The sequence below is a fragment of the Xenorhabdus sp. KK7.4 genome, from assembly GCF_963876465.1.
Taxonomy (GTDB): Bacteria; Pseudomonadota; Gammaproteobacteria; order Enterobacterales; family Enterobacteriaceae; genus Xenorhabdus; species Xenorhabdus stockiae.
In genome coordinates this window covers 1-16,736 of sequence record NZ_CAWNQF010000080.1, presented here as the reverse complement: position 1 = coordinate 16,736, position 16,736 = coordinate 1, and the positions used below count along the sequence as shown (strand labels likewise).

Annotated in this window: 15 protein-coding genes; 4 read left to right on the top strand and 11 right to left on the bottom strand. The window is 40.9% G+C overall.

What is annotated here, in order from left to right; genetic code table 11:
- Window positions 1-17 precede the first annotated feature (17 nt).
- Entirely contained in the window at window positions 18-224 is a 207-nt protein-coding gene (locus AACS90_RS14035) for a Cro/CI family transcriptional regulator (RefSeq protein WP_099123078.1), read from the bottom strand.
- Window positions 225-322: 98 nt separating this feature from the next.
- Between AACS90_RS14035 and AACS90_RS14030 the strand changes: the two genes are divergently transcribed.
- Complete coding sequence (locus AACS90_RS14030; protein ID WP_099123103.1) at window positions 323-1,027, top strand: LexA family protein; 705 nt, start codon at window positions 323-325, stop codon at window positions 1,025-1,027.
- An 88-nt stretch (window positions 1,028-1,115) separates the two neighbouring features.
- On the opposite strand, the gene AACS90_RS14025 is transcribed toward AACS90_RS14030, so the two are convergent.
- The 3 genes from AACS90_RS14025 to atoD are packed head-to-tail and all read right to left on the bottom strand — an operon-like array spanning window position 1,116 to window position 3,768.
- Window positions 1,116-2,441, bottom strand: coding sequence for a TIGR00366 family protein (locus tag AACS90_RS14025; RefSeq protein WP_099123077.1), 1,326 nt, complete (start codon window positions 2,439-2,441; stop codon window positions 1,116-1,118).
- Entirely contained in the window at window positions 2,438-3,103 is a 666-nt protein-coding gene (locus AACS90_RS14020) for a 3-oxoacid CoA-transferase subunit B (protein WP_099123076.1), read from the bottom strand. Before AACS90_RS14020 ends, AACS90_RS14025 begins: the two co-directional genes overlap by 4 nt.
- A gap of 14 nt (window positions 3,104-3,117) precedes the next feature.
- Entirely contained in the window at window positions 3,118-3,768 is a 651-nt protein-coding gene (atoD, locus tag AACS90_RS14015; protein WP_099108341.1) for an acetate CoA-transferase subunit alpha, read from the bottom strand.
- A 187-nt stretch (window positions 3,769-3,955) separates the two neighbouring features.
- Here atoD and AACS90_RS14010 point away from each other — a divergent pair, with 187 nt between their 5' ends.
- Window positions 3,956-4,453 carry an HIT family protein gene (locus tag AACS90_RS14010; RefSeq protein WP_099123075.1) on the top strand — a complete coding sequence of 166 codons (498 nt, stop codon included), beginning with the start codon at window positions 3,956-3,958 and terminating at the stop codon, window positions 4,451-4,453.
- A 444-nt stretch (window positions 4,454-4,897) separates the two neighbouring features.
- A complete protein-coding gene (locus AACS90_RS14005; protein ID WP_099123074.1) occupies window positions 4,898-5,491 on the top strand; it encodes a lytic polysaccharide monooxygenase in 594 nt (197 codons plus the stop codon).
- 16 nt (window positions 5,492-5,507) lie between these two features.
- Here AACS90_RS14005 and AACS90_RS14000 read toward each other — a convergent pair whose 3' ends face one another.
- The 7 genes from AACS90_RS14000 to ubiG all read right to left on the bottom strand — a co-directional run bounded on the left by AACS90_RS14000 (window position 5,508) and on the right by ubiG (window position 13,751).
- The gene (locus AACS90_RS14000) at window positions 5,508-5,966 is read right to left on the bottom strand and encodes a lysozyme (RefSeq protein ID WP_099123073.1); all 459 of its coding nucleotides are present in this window, start codon (window positions 5,964-5,966) and stop codon (window positions 5,508-5,510) included.
- Between the two features lie 654 nt (window positions 5,967-6,620).
- Window positions 6,621-7,088 (bottom strand): hypothetical protein, encoded by a 468-nt coding sequence (locus AACS90_RS13995; RefSeq protein ID WP_153043686.1) that lies wholly within the window; start codon window positions 7,086-7,088, stop codon window positions 6,621-6,623.
- Between the two features lie 720 nt (window positions 7,089-7,808).
- Window positions 7,809-8,579: an N-acetylmuramoyl-L-alanine amidase gene (locus AACS90_RS13990; RefSeq protein WP_099123071.1), complete on the bottom strand. Its 771-nt coding sequence runs from the start codon at window positions 8,577-8,579 to the stop codon at window positions 7,809-7,811.
- A 376-nt stretch (window positions 8,580-8,955) separates the two neighbouring features.
- A complete protein-coding gene (gene yfaE, locus AACS90_RS13985) occupies window positions 8,956-9,222 on the bottom strand; it encodes a class I ribonucleotide reductase maintenance protein YfaE (RefSeq protein ID WP_099108346.1) in 267 nt (88 codons plus the stop codon).
- Window position 9,223: 1 nt separating this feature from the next.
- Entirely contained in the window at window positions 9,224-10,354 is a 1,131-nt protein-coding gene (gene nrdB / locus AACS90_RS13980; protein ID WP_099123070.1) for a class Ia ribonucleoside-diphosphate reductase subunit beta, read from the bottom strand.
- A gap of 12 nt (window positions 10,355-10,366) precedes the next feature.
- The gene (gene nrdA / locus AACS90_RS13975) at window positions 10,367-12,658 is read right to left on the bottom strand and encodes a class 1a ribonucleoside-diphosphate reductase subunit alpha (RefSeq protein ID WP_099123069.1); all 2,292 of its coding nucleotides are present in this window, start codon (window positions 12,656-12,658) and stop codon (window positions 10,367-10,369) included.
- A 358-nt stretch (window positions 12,659-13,016) separates the two neighbouring features.
- Window positions 13,017-13,751, bottom strand: a complete 735-nt coding sequence (gene ubiG / locus AACS90_RS13970; RefSeq protein WP_099123068.1) for a bifunctional 2-polyprenyl-6-hydroxyphenol methylase/3-demethylubiquinol 3-O-methyltransferase UbiG — start codon at window positions 13,749-13,751, stop codon at window positions 13,017-13,019.
- A 209-nt stretch (window positions 13,752-13,960) separates the two neighbouring features.
- Here ubiG and gyrA point away from each other — a divergent pair, with 209 nt between their 5' ends.
- Window positions 13,961-16,597 carry a DNA topoisomerase (ATP-hydrolyzing) subunit A gene (gene gyrA, locus AACS90_RS13965; protein WP_099123067.1) on the top strand — a complete coding sequence of 879 codons (2,637 nt, stop codon included), beginning with the start codon at window positions 13,961-13,963 and terminating at the stop codon, window positions 16,595-16,597.
- Window positions 16,598-16,736 lie beyond the last annotated feature (139 nt).

Below are 16,736 nucleotides of genomic sequence, written 5' to 3'. Positions count from 1 at the left end.
ATTAATACTGCTGAAACTCATTCTTTTCCTGATTCAGGTGGTTTCTGACTCGGAAATGGCCGACATTCTTCAGCTTTATAACTCCCATCCTCCTGACGGATCAGAAATATTTTTCGCCCAGCACGTAATGCCTTACTAATAGCGGTTTGATGTACTCCAATTAAATTCGCTGTTTTCGCCTGACCATTTTGTTTTACATATTCTGATAATGAAATCTTTTCCATATATGCCTCCTGTATTTCAGAATAATATCCAAAGTATTAAATATTTCAATACTTTTAGTATTTACTATTTTAATAGCATTGGTATTAAAATGAGTTTTATGAAAAAGAAACTCACAGCAGAACAACTTGCAGATGCCAAACGCTTAAAAGACATATACGTGTCAAAGAAGAAACAGCTAGGTATCTCTCAGGAAAAATTCGCGGATGAACTTGGCAAGAGTCAAGGAGCAATCTCGCATTATATTAATGGTACAAATGCGCTTAATTTGGAGATAGCCGCTTATTTTGCCAATAAATTAGAGGTCACAATCACAGATTTCAGCCCTACATTGGATAAACAAGCAAAGAAACTCTTAACGGCCGTTTATGGCAAAAATATTGCTCTGGTTGAGAAACCCGATACCTGCAAACAATACCCGTTACTCGACTGGGCAGATGTCGGCAATTGGTGCGAAGAACCCATATTGCCCTACAGTATTAAACAGCGGTACGACAGCACTGTTGAGTGTTCACACCATGCTTTTTGGCTGGAAGTAAAAAATGATTCTATGACTTCACCAAATGGAATCAGTATCCCGCAGGGAATGATCATTTTAGTAGACCCGAAAGTAAAACCCCTCGCTAATAAATTAGTTATTGCAAAACTTGAGGGTGAAGAAAAATTAACGTTTAAACAATTAATTACGGAAGGATATGATAAATATCTCAAGCCACTGAATCCTCAGTACAGTATGATACCTCTCAGTGAGAATATTCATATTCTGGGTGTCGTAGTAGAAGCCAAAGTGGCGAAATTACCATAAAGCAAAAATTTATTTATACACAATGGATTTCAGGATGTATCGCGGCGGCAAAGGAGTGACAAAGACCGGCCACCGCGAAGTGTATCCTTTAATAAAACAAGGTAAGTCCTATAATAAATATCAGGCCGGAGAAAAGCAGCGCGGTGATACAATAACCCATAATGTCACGCACACCCAGGCCTGCAATAGCCAGTGCCGGTAATGCCCAGAATGGTTGCGCCATGTTCATCCATTGCTCACCGTACGCTATAGCCATAACCGATTTACCTAAATCCGCCCCCAAAGCTTCAGCCGCAGACATCACAAACGGCCCCTGAATAACCCAGTGACCTCCACCAGACGGCACAGCAAAGTTAATCAGTGCAGAACTTAAAAACGTCATCATCGGGAATGTGTCTTTGTTGGCAACATTGATAAAAAACTCAGTGATAAGCCTGCCCAACCCTGAACCTTCCATCATTAACTGAATAGCGGCATAAAAAGGAAACTGCACCAGAATACCTGCTGTGCTTTTCGCCGCTGCAATTATCGCTCGCATATACGCCATTGGGGTTTTATGCAATAATAAACCGGTCAGCAGGAAAATCATATTGACTGTGTTGATGGTGATATTAAAACCATTGCTGAAGAAATATATGCCGAGGTAGGTAAATCCCAGTATTCCGATAAGCCCTGCGATAATACGGCTTTCTTCCATACGTTCAGATAACGGCGCATTTTCTGGCAATTTTTTCTGATAATCTGGCTCTTCTTCCAGCAGGACTGGATCGATTACCACAATATCTTCTTTCTTAGGCATCATCATGCGAGTGACAAATGGCATCACAACGATAAGGCTGAGAGTGATAAAGATATTGTAACTGGTAAATAGGGTCTGACTAATGGGTATCAGGCCTGAAATATGTTCAACCGGATTACCGGGAGTTGCAGCCAACAGCGGCATTGAGCCGGAAAAACCTCCTCCCCATGTCAGAAAGCCAATGTAAGCACAAGCAATCAGCAACGGATAATCAGAGCCGGGTATCCTACGTGCTACTTCACGGGCAAACATCGCGCCAACAACCAGACCAAATCCCCAATTAATCACACAGGCAACGGAGCCAAAAAAAGTCACCAACATCGCTCCCTGAGCAGGATTTTTTGCCAGTGAAGCTGTCAGCTTCAGGAGGCGCTTAACCGGATCAGAACTTGCCAGTGCATGTCCCGTGACTATAATCAGCGCCATCTGCATTCCGAAGGCAAGTAAGTTCCAGAAACCATCCCCCCACATTCTTGCCAGATCCACAGGAGTGCTGGGCGTCAATGATAGCGCAATGAAAAAGGTAAGTATGGTGAGTAACATGGCAAAGATGAGAGGGTCAGGCAGGTAGCGGCTAACAATCCGTGTCATTATACGAGAAATGCGACCAATCATAGGCCATCTCCGGTTATGCCAGAAAGCATCGATTTCACGTCAGAAGAGATGATAAATTCAGCCTCAGTTTTCGCCTTGATAGTGTCAATGCCTATACCCGGTGCATACTCAGACAGTATCATCTGATTATTTTCGAAGCGGAATACTGCAAGTTCCGTGATCAGTGTATTCACCACATTTACTGCTGTCAGCGGTATAGTACACTCACGCAAAATTTTGGCTGAACCATCTTTTGCACAATGTTCCATTGCAATAATCACCTTACGAGCACCAGTAACCAAATCCATTGCCCCTCCCATACCCGTTATTCTTTTTCCCGGTATCATCCAATTAGCCAAATTCGCATTCTGGTCAACCTGCAAGCCCCCCAGTACACTGACGTCAATATGACCACCCCGGATCAATGCAAAAGAAAAAGCACTGTCAAACATAGAAGCTCCCGGCAAGACACCACAAGGTTGCCCACCAGCGTTCACCAAGTCCTTATCAACCTGTGTAACAGGCCCCAAACCGAGAAAACCGTTTTCAGACTGTAGGGTGATATGCACTCCCTCTGGCAAATAGTTCGCCACCTGAGTCGGAAGACCAATACCAAGGTTAACGATATCTCCATCGTTCAATTCAAGGGCTACACGGCGAGCGATAAATTCTTTGACGTCCATAGTTAATTCCCTCTTTATTTAACAATGAGATAATCAATAATGGCCCCCGGCGTGACAATATGATCCGGATCGAGAGAGCCAACAGGAACAATTTCATCCGGTTCAACAAATGTAGTATCTGCGGCCAGAGCAATAAGCGGGTTGAAATTACGGGCGCTGAGATGATAAGTCAGATTGCCGAAAGTATCGGCTTTATGAGCCTGAATCAGAGCCAGATCAGCATATAATGGCAGCTCCAGAAGATATTCACGGCCATTGATCATTTTCTTTTCTTTCCCTTCTTCCACCATGGTTCCCACACCTGTTGGAGTTAGAAAACCACCCAATCCCGCACCAGCGCAACGGATCCGTTCAGCCAGTGTTCCTTGTGGTATCAGCTGCACTTCCATTTCACCGGAAATCATGCGGCGGCCTGTTTCCGGATTAGTTCCGATATGAGAAGCAATGACTTTTTTTACCCGCCCATTGACAATCAAAGGCCCCAGACCAATATTAACGAGCGCGGTATCATTGGTAATAAGGGTCAAATCTTTTACCCCTGAATCAAATAACGCTGTAACTAAATGTGGTGGAGTGCCAACTGCCATAAATCCGCCAACCATAACGGTCATTCCATCACAAAAGAATTCCTTTGCCTGCTCAATCGTTATTTGTTTATTTTTCATGTTACTTTCCTGATTAAGAATATCCTCTTCAACAATGAAATAATAAAGCGGATAAAAAAATATTAAATTTTAATTTTTCCACCCATAATAGAATTATTAAGACAACAAAGTTTATTGAACCTATATAAATTGATAGAAAATATTTTATCATGCGGTAATAAAACTTAAACACTGAGAAATTTAAGACATGAAAATCCCAAACGAAAAAATAATTCTAAAAACAAATAATTGGATTGTTAATCATAGGATTGATTCATCCCTTCCTGGCTATGTGATACTACAATCCAGACATAACCATATGAATCTTTGTGATTTATCAAACAAAGCCATACAGGAAATGGGAATTTTTATGGGATATATTGAAAAAACCTTAAAAAAATTTATCTTTCCAAAATATATCTATATAGGAAGATATGGTCATACACCCAATACACCATTTCACTTTCATTTTATTCCTATATCACAATGGGTATTGAATTTATTCTGGAGTGATGAACGTTATCGGATATTAGGTGATTTTGGGAAACCATCACAGTCACACCTTACCGATGGAGCTGAGCTAACTTTTTTTATTTGGCGTGAATTTTGCGAGAAAGAAATTTCACCGCCAGTGCAAGGAATTTCTGTTGATGAAATTATTTCAGCACTAAAAATAGAACTGAAAAACGCAATAACCGTTTCATAAGAAAAATTATCCATAAAATTCAGTTAATAATCAAAGCATTAACCACCTAAAGATCAATATTATCATTGCAGGATATGACACGTATTGTCTTCAAATTTATAAAAAAAGAGAGCTATTTATTATCTGTTTATTGTATGCTAGCTTCATGTAACATATATTACTATCAAAGTATGTTTTCACACACCCTCATTTGCTTCTTATTATTCCTTCACCCTCCTTGTTGTCTGGGAGGGTTCTTTGTTATATATACTCACCTTCTTTTGGAAGTCCTCTCCTTCTATTACACCTGTAATATAAATTAAGTATTTATAACTTAATGATTTTGTTATAAACACTCATATGTATTACTGTATAAATCACATATATTTTATAATAGTGATTTAATATAACACATTAATAAATTTACTATTTTTACAGTCAAGAATGGAAAATAGGACTTTTATCATGAATATTAAAAAGCCATTATTATTAGTAGGACTGACAGCTTTATTCTCTACTCCTCTATTTGCTAATGCTGAGTCTCAGAATCGCCATGGCTATATAGAAAACCCTCCAAGCAGAGCACTTCTGTGTAAAAAAGGAATCAATAAAAATTGTGGGCCTGTCATGTATGAACCCCAATCTGTTGAAGGCCCCAAAGGATTTCCTGAAGCAGGGCCACCTGATGGCCAGATAGCCAGTGCGGGTGTTGGACAATTCAAACAGCTCAATGAACAAAGCGAAGATCGTTGGCATCACGTTCCGGTTAATAAAGGACAAAATACATTTAAATGGCATTTAACTGCCCGACACAGTACGACATCATGGCAGTTTTTTATAACTAAACCTGACTGGGATCCGAATAAACCTCTTGCTCGCGCACAATTCGATCTTACGCCTTTCTGTTCACAGGAAGATCATGGAAAACGGCCAGAGCAGGAAGTGAATATTAGCTGTGAGGTTCCTGATCGCTCAGGCTACCACGTGATCCTTGGTGTCTGGACAATCGCTGATACATCCAATGCTTTCTATCAGGTCATTGATGCTGATATAAAATAGTTATCTGGGATATTAATTATGTGCTGGTGAAAGAGCCAGCACATGATAAAAACATTTTTTGTTCGGATTTTCGACGGGCCAGTAACGCGGGTAATTCGTGCCCACTGGCCTGATCCCATTTAAGAAATTCCTGCGCAGCACCTTGATAATTACCCCCATTCAATTTCTTCAGTAACGTTGAACGCAGAAAATTACCAATGCCCACATTAAAAATGAACGAACATAACGCATCGAATTGTCCCTGTGTTAAAGCTACCTTAACGAATCGTTGTAAAACGGCATAAATAGGGGTTAAATCTTCACGTAAAAATGCTTCTGCTTGTTGGCTGGTAATCAGCTGACCGGGAACAACTCCTTTTGTATGTCCATAACCTATTGTCCAAGGCTCTGCACCTGTCGCAGGGTCTGGATAAGCTTTTAGCCTCAACCCCTCATAGCTTTTTATTGCATTGATACCATTTTCACTGATTTCCATAAGCGCTCTCCAATAGTTGAACTCACTATCAGGTTAAAACTTATTCTTTTGGATAAAGTATAGACAGATTAAAAAGTTATACGCATATGTCACAGTACAAATGGTCATAAATCAACAGGTTATAGTTACACAACCAAACAATTAAAACTTTAATTTCAATTGGTTACATAAAGTTACAAAAATATTTTAAATTTTAAAAAAATAATTTAATAAATACCTTGACTCTTTTCTGTTTGTGCATAAAATGCCTCTCAGAATTTAGATTTTCGTGAAGTAAATCACAATTTATAAACTCTGAAAGGAAACCATTATGAAATCTGTAAAATCTTTCTTCTCCAATGTACATTGTGTTGTTATTCGTCTGTCAACAAAACGTTTCATGTAAAAAACTATGCCAATGCTGAAAAAATAAGTCAGTTAAAATAAAAAACTGGCTTTTTATCATTCAATTCTCAAAATAGTCTGACTAATTCTCTAAAATGTACTAATCACAATGTGGTCTATCACATTAGATGGAAAGGTATGATTCAGATGAATGGTTATGAGGAGCGGTAGCATGAAGAATTATTCAGTAGTTCGTAATTTTTCATAATAGAAATCCATTAACAACATAGGCTAATTTAACTCAATAACCTGATTTCTTTAGGTGAAATTTCATTCAGTATTACTCATTTTTTTGACACAGTACTCTAAAGAGAGAATATAAGCCCCTTTTAGGCTAGGGATATTTATTTTAGAAATAAAAAACTCATTTTTACCCGGTCTAAAATACCCCAATCCATAATCTTTCCCACCATATATTAAAGTGTTTTCACCTATCTCTAAGAGATCTTTTTTATTTAAGATGCCAAATTTAGTGATAAGGGTTAATTTAGGGCTGACAAATTCTTGAGGTTTTATTTCATGAATAATAAAACTCGCATCTTTATAAGAAACTGTAGCTGTATCCTGATTTGCAGAAAAAAAATACATCCCGCCACTTCTGAGAGTAGCATCATTCAATTCCTTATTTATTTTGCACAAATATTCGCCATCATAAGGTGATTTTGCTTTAGCGGTATTATATATAGCTGTAACTACTCCTACCGTCATAACAATCACAACTAACCGTACTCCCATCATAGGCTCCTGACAATCTTCGTAATGGTATATACTCGTCGTCTTATAAGTTGCCTCGTTTTCTGGCCGCACCCTACCTCTGATGCCTATCGTTATAAACGTAAAACCATAAACGCATAGTCATTTGTCTATGCTCCAGAAAATTTATTCTATTGCTACCACAATACAGTTTAAGATATTTTCAGCATAAAACACTTTATATAATCCATGGATTAAAAAAATCCATAAAGAAAACATTAAGATTAGATTAGCATTTACCAAAGAGCAAGGATGAAACAAAAAAGCATAACAATATATGCGATTAAAACAATAAATTTCACCTAAAATAGATATTACCTATAATTTATATTAATAATGGCATAGAGTTTTAAAAAGTCACAATTTTAATTATTTGCTATTGTTATCAATAAGTTAATCTATATAAAAAAGATATAAATGGAATTATATTCAGTGAAGATTAGAATTGTACCCTGGCAGTAAAGGAAAAATCAGCTAAGCCAATGGCTAATTTTTGGTGAGATTTTGATACATCTCTGGTCACCATATTTTATAAATAAGATGACCGATTGAGGAGGTGTAGTCCAAAAGAGACAGCTTAAAAGATAAAGAGTGTAATTCGTTCTTATAGTTTGCCAAAACTGTATTTAATACAAACAAACACTAAGATAAGACATTAATGAAAATTTCATAAGATCATATCACGAATAATTGTTCTATTATTTTCTAAGCTTTGTGAAAATACTTTTCAACTAAAGCACATATAATTGCGATAGTTTCTATATCAGAAATTCCATCATAATTTGACTGGCGAAAGTGCATTTGAAATGCTTTAATTAAACTTTTAAAACCGTCATTATCATTCAAATCAGGAACAGCATATCCATACTGGTCAAATTTTTCCAAAATGTCGGCTCTATCAGGAAAAGATTTGCTAAACTCTTTAATATATTTTTGTTTTACCTCTTCGTCATACCACGCTCCTACTCCTGCCTCATATAACTCTTTCCAGGGAAACGCAGGGCCTGGATCACTTTTCCTACCCACAGCAATATCAGAATGCCCGATAACATGAGTCGGGGTAATATCCGGATATCGCTGTAGTATATTAACGACTAACTCCTTGATCGCATTAATCTGATCTGGATGATAGGGTGGAAAAGTTATAACACCACAATTATCGCTGGCCTCATTAATAATTTCTATGCCAATAGATGTATCATTCAGGTTATTTCGCCCTGACCAACTACTCATTCCCGCGTGCCAGGCTCTTTCTGGCTCATCAACCAGATTAAATATACGAATACTGTCAAAGCCAGCTGCTTTATATGTTGGGTCATCAGGGTTAGGCACTAAATAATGCGCACTGACTCCTTCACCCGTTAATGCCTCAATAGATTTTTCGAAATTTAATGCCGTGTAATGCATCACTAAAAAACGGGGACGTCGATTAAAACTTTTGATTGAACGGTATGAGTTATAATCAATTTTATACATAGATATGCTCCTTACCTTTTACTTATCTTATCGATTAAATTGTTTTAAATGAAACACTCTGCCAAAAACAGCAGAGAATTAAATCCTAATAAATTAAAATTACATAAAATATCTATAATCACTGAATTAACTAAAATTATCTTTCTGGCACTGTCAATATTCAGTAAGGATTGAATAGTATTTATAAAGATAAGGGAATTAATAACAAGAAGCAATGCAGAAGAAAGGGAAACAACGAGAAAAAAGTAAGCATATCGATTCATATCTCTAATATACTTACTATTAATAATGACTTTAATATTGGACAACAGTAAAAATTTACAATTTCTTTGCCTTATTTACTATCTACCGGAAAGAAAATTGCCGTCAATATCAATCAAGGCTCAATTTCAATATCAGAAAGGGGATAACAGCTACAAGGTAAAATCTCGCCCTCATTAACAAATGCTAATGGCTTACAAGGATACCCTACCTTCCCTTTTAGCAATCGAACACGACAAGAACCACAATATCCTTCACGACATTGATATTCAATCTGTACTTTGCCTTGTTCTAAAGCTTCCAACAGATTACTGTGAAGACGGGAAGAGTAATAGACAGATAATCCCTGCCTCAAAGGCAGGGTAACTTTGTAATCAGCCATATCAGAGTTCGAAACCGCTGAGATCCTCAGTATTGACTTCCGAATCAATCTGACCAACCAAATAAGAGCTGACTTCGACTTCCTGTGGAGCCACCTGAACATTGTCAGAAACCAACCACGAATTGATCCAAGGAATCGGGTTTGAGCGAATTTCAAATGGCAGTTTCAAGCCTACAGCCTGCATGCGAATATTAGTAATATATTCAACATACTGACTCAGAATATCTTTATTCAGGCCAATCATCGAGCCATCTTTAAACAGATACTCTGCCCATTCTTTTTCCTGTTCAGCTGCCTGTACAAACAGGTCATAACACTGCTGTTCACACTCTTGTGCAATTTCTGCCATTTCAGGATCATCCTGACCAGAGCGCAGCAGGTTCAGCATGTGTTGAGTGCCTGTTAAATGCAGGGCTTCATCACGAGCGATCAATTTGATGATTTTTGCATTGCCTTCCATCAATTCACGTTCAGCAAACGCAAATGAACAAGCAAAGCTGACATAGAAACGAATCGCTTCCAGCGCATTAACACTCATCAAGCATAAATAAAGCTGTTTTTTCAGTGCGCGCAAACTCACTGTGATTTCCTGACCCGCAACATTGTATGTACCCTCACCCAACTGGTGATAGTAATTGGTCATTTCAATCAGATCGTCGTAATACTTCGAAATATCTTGCGCTCGTTTCAGGATCTGCTCATTTGTAACAATATCGTCAAATATAACAGCAGGATCATTCACGATATTACGGATAATATGTGTGTAAGAACGCGAATGAATTGTTTCTGAAAACGACCATGTTTCAACCCACGTTTCTAATTCTGGGATTGAAATCAGTGGCAGGAACGCTACGTTCGGGCTACGGCCCTGAATAGAATCCAGCAACGTCTGATATTTCAGATTACTAATAAAAATATGTTTTTCATGATCCGGCAACGCGTTGTAATCGATGCGATCACGGGAAACATCAACTTCCTCAGGACGCCAGAAAAACGAGAGCTGTTTTTCAATCAGCTTTTCAAAAATAGGGTACTTTTGTTGATCATAACGCGCTACATTCACAGATTGGCCGAAAAACATCGGCTCCTGTAACTGATCATTTTTTACTTGCGAAAAAGTAGTATAGGACATAGTTTCCTCAGATTAAATCTTACACGCGCCGCCTTCACAATCGGAATCAGTAGATTCGACAACTTCTTCCAAATCATCCTGAGCATCTTCCGCACCATCTCGGGTGTTGTGGTAATACAGAGTCTTCACGCCATATTTGTAAGCGAGCAGTAAATCTTTCAGCAATTGGTTCATCGGAACTTTGCCGTTAGGGAAACGCGCTGGGTCATAGTTAGTGTTGGCAGAAATAGACTGATCGATAAATTTCTGCATGATCCCTACCAATTGCAGATAACCGTCAATGCTTGGCATTTGCCACAGCAATTCATAAGACCTTTTCAGACGATCATATTCCGGTACAACCTGGCGCAGAATGCCATCTTTTGATGCCTTAATGCTGACGTAACCTCTTGGTGGTTCAATACCATTCGTTGCATTGGAAATCTGTGAAGAAGTTTCCGATGGCATCAGCGCTGATAAAGTTGAGTTACGCAGACCATATTGCAGGATATCGCTACGCAGAGCTTCCCAGTCCATATGCAATGGTTCACTGGTCAATGTATCCAGCGATTTTTTATAGGTATCAATCGGCAGAATGCCCCGTGAATACGTTGTTTCACCGAACCACGGACATGCTCCCTGCTCTTTAGCCAGCTTATTGGAAGCTTTCAGCAAATAATACTGAATAGCTTCAAATGTTTTATGCGTCAAACCATTCGCACTGCCATCAGAATAACGAACACCGTTTTTCGCCAGATAATAAGCAAAGTTAATGACACCAATACCCAGTGTACGACGCCCCATTGAACCCTGTTTAGCCGCAACAATCGGATAATCCTGATAGTCCAGCAAGGAATCCAGTGCGCGAACAGCCAAATCTGCCAGCTCTTCCAGCTCGCTCAGATTCTCAATGGCTCCAAGGTTGAACGCAGACAGCGTACATAATGCGATCTCACCATTTTCATCGTTAATGTTATCCAACGGTTTGGTCGGCAGAGCAATTTCCAAACACAGATTCGACTGACGAACAGGCGCAATAGCCGGATCAAACGGACTGTGTGTATTACAGTGGTCAACGTTCTGAATATAAATACGGCCGGTTGAAGCACGTTCCTGCATCATCAAAGAGAACAGCTCTACTGCCTTGATACGCTCTTTACGGATATTGCTGTCATTTTCATATTGCGTGTACAGGCGTTCGAATTCATCCTGATCAGCAAAGAAAGCATCATATAACCCCGGTACATCAGACGGGCTGAACAGAGTAATGTCTTGCCCTTTGATCAAGCGCTCATACATCAGCTTGTTGATCTGCACACCATAGTCCATATGGCGAACACGGTTTCCTTCAACACCACGGTTGTTTTTCAGCACCAGCAGGCTTTCTACTTCCAGATGCCACATTGGGTAGAACAATGTCGCCGCACCACCACGAACACCACCCTGAGAGCAGGATTTCACTGCTGTCTGGAAGTGCTTGTAGAATGGAATACAGCCAGTATGGAAAGCCTCACCACCGCGGATCGGGCTGCCCAATGCACGGATACGGCCTGCATTCACCCCAATACCTGCGCGCTGGGATACATATTTCACAATCGCACTGGATGTTGCATTGATAGAATCAAGGCTGTCACCACATTCAATCAGAACACAGGAACTGAACTGACGGGTTGGAGTACGAACTCCCGCCATAATCGGCGTTGGCAATGAAATTTTAAAAGTAGAAACCGCATCGTAAAAACGGCGGATATAATCCAGACGTGTTTCCTTCGGATAGGTGGAAAACAAGCATGCAGCTACCAGTACATACAAGAACTGGGCACTTTCATAAATTTCACCGGTAACACGGTTCTGTACCAAATATTTGCCTTCGAGCTGTTTAACAGCTGCGTAGGAAAAATCCATATCACGCAGATGGCTAATAAAACTGTCCATTTGCTCGAATTCTTCTTTGGAGTAGTCTTCCAGCAAATGTTTGTCATACTTACCTAAATCGACCATACGTACAACGTGGTCATATAACGCTGGCGGCTCAAATTGACCATAAGCCTTTTTGCGCAGGTTAAAAATGGCTAAACGCGCTGCCAGATACTGGTAATCCGGAGCATCACCTGAAATCAGGTCAGCAGCAGCCTTAATCATGGTTTCATGGATATCGGATGTTTTAATACCGTCATAAAATTGAATCTGGGAACGCAACTCTACTTGTGATACTGAGACATTTTTCAGCCCTTCGGCAGCCCAGGCAACAACCCGGTGAATTTTATCAAGATCAATTTGTTCTTTATGCCCATCACGCTTGGTTACTAGCAGACTCTGGTTCATGAGGAAATACACCTTCTTTTTCGTATCTCGCCTTGAATTGTTTTTCCTGTCCGTTGACAGCACAATGCCCCCAAGAAGACTGAAAGCCAGTTGGGAACTAGTAGCAGTGAAACGTCCAGAAACACAATATATAGGGGGTAAATAAAACTGTAATAACAAGATAATGTTAATTTCGCATTTTATCAAGTGTACAAGATCGGGAAGTTTTGTGGATAACTTGAGGATTAATTTTGTCAAAAAGCCGATAACCTGCGTAGTTACTTGATGTTACTTTCGCAAACCTATCGGCAAAAACTCAAAAATAAAAACTTAAAAAAAGTATCTATTTGTTGTTTTATTAATCCTTTAATTGTTCTTGTTAAGCGGATTGGGTATGAAGCATGTAATTCACATCCACATTGTGTCCAAGACGAAATTTATCTGTTAACGGATTGTAATGAAGACCAATAATATGTTGATCTTTCAGAGAAGTTTTATCCAGCCAGCCAATTAGCTCCGAAGGGCGGATAAATTTCTTCGCATCATGTGTTCCTTTTGGCACTATGTTCAAAATATATTCAGCGCCGATAACAGCGATTAGCCACGCTTTTCGATTACGGTTAATGGTGGAAAAAAACACATGGCCACCAGGTTTAACCAGTTTAGCACAAGCGCGAATCGCCGACCCCGGATCGGGGACGTGCTCCAGCATTTCCATGCAGGTTACGACATCATAGGTGTGCGGATGCTGTTCAGCATGACTTTCCACAGTTTCCTGCACATAAGTCACCGACATACCGGATTCCAATGCATGTAACCGGGCAACCTGCAATGGTTCAAAACCCATGTCCAGACCGGTCACATCAGCCCCTTCACGAGCCATACTCTCTGACAGTATTCCTCCACCACATCCGACATCCAGTACTTTTTTACCAAAAAGCCCTTCGGCTCGTTGCAGGATATAGTTCAAGCGTAATGGATTAATACGGTGTAATGGCTTAAATTCGCCATCAAGGTCCCACCATCGGGAAGCAACTGCTTCAAATTTTTCGATTTCCTGTTGATCCACGTTGGCATGTGATTGAGTGTGTGAATCGGGGGTTTTAGCGTTCATCAGCAATATCGCTCCTAGGAACTGCTTCACAGAAAACTGGTTCACAGAAAACTGATTCACAGAAAATGTAACAGTATTATGGGGATGTGTGATAAGAAACTATTATACACACCTTAATCTTGAAATACCCGCATCTGATTTTTATAAAACTGTCAATTTGTGGTATAATTCTAAGCCTTTGAATTCGGAGTATGAGGGACAGTGGCTCCATGAGCGACATTGCCAGAGAAATCACCCCGGTCAATATCGAAGAAGAGCTGAAAAGCTCATATCTGGATTATGCGATGTCCGTTATTGTTGGACGCGCACTGCCAGATGTTCGAGACGGACTGAAGCCCGTACATCGCCGTGTACTTTTTGCGATGAATGTACTGGGAAATGATTGGAATAAACCCTATAAAAAATCTGCCCGCGTTGTTGGGGATGTGATCGGTAAATACCATCCACACGGCGACACCGCTGTTTACGACACGATCGTTCGTCTGGCACAGCCATTCTCCATGCGTTATATGCTGGTTGACGGTCAGGGGAACTTTGGGTCAGTTGACGGCGACTCTGCGGCTGCGATGCGTTATACCGAAGTACGCATGTCAAAAATAGCCCATGAATTGCTGGCAGACCTGGAAAAAGAGACCGTCGATTTTGTGCCTAACTATGATGGCACTGAGCAAATTCCCGATGTAATGCCAACCCGTATCCCCAATCTACTGGTGAATGGTTCATCAGGGATTGCGGTCGGCATGGCAACTAACATTCCGCCTCATAACCTGTCTGAGGTGATCGATGGCTGTCTGGCATATATTGATGATGAAAATATCAGTATTGAAGGCCTGATGGAATATATCCCGGGGCCTGATTTCCCGACAGCAGCCATTATTAATGGTCGTCGTGGCATTCAGGAAGCCTACCGTACCGGTCGCGGTAAAGTTTATATCCGTGCCCGCGCAGAAGTTGAAACTGACGAGAAAAATGGCCGCGAAACCATTATCGTCAATGAAATCCCTTATCAGGTAAACAAAGCGCGCCTGATTGAGAAAATCGCTGAACTGGTTAAAGATAAGCGGATCGAAGGGATTAGTGCGTTACGTGACGAATCCGATAAAGATGGTATGCGCATCGTTATCGAAGTAAAACGTGATGCGGTCGGTGAAGTTGTTCTGAATAATCTGTACTCTCTTACCCAGTTGCAGGTTTCATTCGGTATCAACATGGTTGCTCTGCATCAGGGTCAACCTAAGCTGCTTAATCTGAAAGAAATTCTTTCTGCATTTGTCAGCCACCGCCGGGAAGTTGTTACCCGCAGAACAATTTTTGAACTACGAAAAGCCCGTGATCGTGCTCATATCCTTGAAGCACTGGCTATTGCGCTGGCAAATATCGATCCGGTTATCGAATTGATCCGCCGTGCTCCTACTCCTGCTGAAGCGAAAGCAAACCTCATTTCTCAGGCATGGGAGTTAGGTAATGTTGCAGCCATGCTGTCTCAGGCCGGTGACGATGCAGCCCGCCCTGAGTGGCTGGAACCAGAATTTGGTATTCGTGACGGCAAGTACTATCTGACCGAACAACAGGCTCAGGCTATTTTGGATCTGCGTTTGCAGAAACTAACCGGTCTGGAGCACGAAAAGCTGCTTGATGAATACCGCGAGCTGCTGATAGTTATCGCTGAACTGATGTTTATTCTGGAAAGCCCTGAGCGTCTGCTGGAAGTAATCCGGGAAGAGTTACTTGCCATCAAAGAGCAGTATAACGATAAACGTCGTACTGAACTGACTGAAAACTCAGCAGATATCAACATTGAAGACCTGATCAATCAGGAAGATGTTGTCGTCACACTTTCCCATCAGGGATATGTAAAATACCAGCCTCTGTCTGATTATGAAGCCCAGCGCCGTGGTGGTAAGGGTAAATCCGCAGCACGTATCAAAGAAGAAGATTTCATTGAACGTCTGCTGGTAGCCAATACTCACGATACAATTCTTTGCTTCTCTAACAAAGGCAAAATGTACTGGCTCAAAGTCTATCAACTGCCAGAAGCAAGTCGCGGTGCCCGTGGCCGGCCAATCGTCAACCTGTTGCCATTAGGTCAGGACGAACGCATTACCGCTATTCTGCCGGTACGTGAATATGAAGAAGGTCTAAATATCTTCATGGCAACTGCAAGCGGCGTTGTTAAGAAGACTAAGCTCAGCGAATTCAGCCGTCCGCGTAGCGCCGGTATTATCGCCGTTAATCTGAATGAAGGCGATGAACTGATCGGTGTTGACCTCACTGATGGCAGTAATGAAGTCATGCTGTTCTCTGCACAGGGTAAAGTAGTTCGCTTCCTTGAAGAAGAGGAAGAAACGCTGGAAGATGGTACGGTTCGCGTGAAAGGCGTCCGTGCAATGGGACGTACAGCAACCGGAGTCCGGGGTATTAAACTGGCTGAAGGAGATAAAGTCGTTTCTCTGATTATTCCTCGCGGAGAAGGACAGATCCTGACAGTGACAGAAAACGGTTATGGAAAACGAACCGCAGAGAAAGAATACCCAACCAAATCCCGTGCAACTCAGGGCGTTATCTCGATCAAGGTCAGTGAACGTAATGGTAATGTGATTGGGGCAATTCAGGTTGAACCAACCGATCAAATCATGATGATTACTGATGCGGGAACATTGGTACGCACCAGAGTGTCTGAAGTCAGCACCGTCGGTCGTAATACTCAAGGTGTTACCTTGATCCGCACGGCGGAAGATGAAAAAGTGGTTGGCTTGCAGCGTGTCGCTGAACCTGATGAAGACGAAGACGATAATATAGTCACGCCTTCTGATGAAGAAGGTAATGGAACAGAAAATCAGGAATAACATCCTCTTTTTCTGAACCACTGATACATTAATAAGTATCCCCCGGCATAGCCGGGGGTTTTTCATATGCGCCTATAAGGCTCTCTTACCTGCCGCGCCCTAACAGGCGCATCGCAATCTGACATTTGCATTCTAGTGA

Bases quoted from the DNA above. Each gene is read 5' to 3' on its own strand.
- AACS90_RS14035 (WP_099123078.1), bottom strand. From the start codon at position 224: ATGGAAAAGATTTCATTATCAGAATATGTAAAACAAAATGGTCAGGCG.
- AACS90_RS14030 (WP_099123103.1), top strand. From the start codon at position 323: ATGAAAAAGAAACTCACAGCAGAACAACTTGCAGATGCCAAACGCTTA.
- AACS90_RS14025 (WP_099123077.1), bottom strand. From the start codon at position 2,441: ATGATTGGTCGCATTTCTCGTATAATGACACGGATTGTTAGCCGCTAC.
- AACS90_RS14020 (WP_099123076.1), bottom strand. From the start codon at position 3,103: ATGGACGTCAAAGAATTTATCGCTCGCCGTGTAGCCCTTGAATTGAAC.
- atoD (WP_099108341.1), bottom strand. From the start codon at position 3,768: ATGAAAAATAAACAAATAACGATTGAGCAGGCAAAGGAATTCTTTTGT.
- AACS90_RS14010 (WP_099123075.1), top strand. From the start codon at position 3,956: ATGAAAATCCCAAACGAAAAAATAATTCTAAAAACAAATAATTGGATT.
- AACS90_RS14005 (WP_099123074.1), top strand. From the start codon at position 4,898: ATGAATATTAAAAAGCCATTATTATTAGTAGGACTGACAGCTTTATTC.
- AACS90_RS14000 (WP_099123073.1), bottom strand. From the start codon at position 5,966: ATGGAAATCAGTGAAAATGGTATCAATGCAATAAAAAGCTATGAGGGG.
- AACS90_RS13995 (WP_153043686.1), bottom strand. From the start codon at position 7,088: ATGATGGGAGTACGGTTAGTTGTGATTGTTATGACGGTAGGAGTAGTT.
- AACS90_RS13990 (WP_099123071.1), bottom strand. From the start codon at position 8,579: ATGTATAAAATTGATTATAACTCATACCGTTCAATCAAAAGTTTTAAT.
- yfaE (WP_099108346.1), bottom strand. From the start codon at position 9,222: ATGGCTGATTACAAAGTTACCCTGCCTTTGAGGCAGGGATTATCTGTC.
- nrdB (WP_099123070.1), bottom strand. From the start codon at position 10,354: ATGTCCTATACTACTTTTTCGCAAGTAAAAAATGATCAGTTACAGGAG.
- nrdA (WP_099123069.1), bottom strand. From the start codon at position 12,658: ATGAACCAGAGTCTGCTAGTAACCAAGCGTGATGGGCATAAAGAACAA.
- ubiG (WP_099123068.1), bottom strand. From the start codon at position 13,751: ATGAACGCTAAAACCCCCGATTCACACACTCAATCACATGCCAACGTG.
- gyrA (WP_099123067.1), top strand. From the start codon at position 13,961: ATGAGCGACATTGCCAGAGAAATCACCCCGGTCAATATCGAAGAAGAG.